This is a genomic window from Mesorhizobium sp. M4B.F.Ca.ET.017.02.2.1, from assembly GCF_003998955.1.
Taxonomy (GTDB): domain Bacteria; phylum Pseudomonadota; class Alphaproteobacteria; order Rhizobiales; family Rhizobiaceae; genus Mesorhizobium; species Mesorhizobium abyssinicae.
The window spans coordinates 1-934 of record NZ_RZOF01000652.1 but is presented as its reverse complement, the minus strand read 5'-3'; the positions used below and the strand labels follow the sequence as shown (position 1 = coordinate 934).

Sequence of the window (934 nt, the reverse complement as noted above, 5' to 3'; positions counted from 1 at the left end):
GCTCCTTCGTGCCGGCCGAGCGCGCCCACATCGGCGTCGTCGACCGGCTGTTCTCGCGCGTCGGCGCCTCCGACGACCTGGCGCGCGGCCGCTCGACCTTCATGGTCGAGATGGTCGAGACGGCGGCGATCCTCAACCAGGCGGGCGAGCGGGCGCTGGTCATCCTCGACGAGATCGGCCGCGGCACGGCGACCTTCGACGGCCTGTCGATCGCCTGGGCGGCAGTCGAATATCTGCACGAGAAGAACCGCTGCCGCGCGATATTCGCCACCCATTTCCACGAGATGACGGCGCTGGCCGGCAAGCTCCCGCGCCTCTCCAATGTCACCATGCGGGTCAAGGAATGGGAAGGCGAGGTGGTGTTCCTGCACGAGGTCGGCAAGGGCGCGGCGGACTGTTCCTACGGCGTGCAGGTGGCGCGGCTCGCCGGCCTGCCGGAAGCCGTGGTCGCCCGCGCCAAGGAGGTGCTGCACCAGCTTGAGGAAGGCGAGGTTTCGGGCAAGGCCAACCGGCTGGTCGACGACCTGCCGCTGTTTTCGGTGGCGGTGAAGCGGGAGGCGCCGAAGCCGGTGAAGAACGACGCGCTCGGCGCCGCGCTCGGCGACATCAACCCCGACGAGATGACGCCGCGCGAGGCGTTGGAAGCGCTATACCGGCTGAAAGGATTGATCGGCAGTTAGCGCGAGAAGTCTCCGGTCAAAGAGATTTTTGACGGCCGCCCGCCTTGGTGATTTAATATATCTTCACAAGAAGACATGAGCGCTCTTACGATCTTTTCCGAGAGGATGTGCGTTCTCGCGACCTCATCCGCCAGATACATGAAAAGGATGTGATCCTCGCTATCACTGTTTTCATTTACGATACTTATCGAGGCATAATTCGTATTTCTTATGTCGTATAGATTTTCTGTTTTTATAAAATTGTATCCATATCT

1 pseudogene is annotated in these 934 nt (G+C 61.2%); it reads left to right on the top strand.

The window, feature by feature from the left end:
* A pseudogene (locus EN738_RS34630) lies at positions 1–680 on the top strand (DNA mismatch repair protein MutS); the annotation flags it as partial.
* Positions 681–934 lie beyond the last annotated feature (254 nt).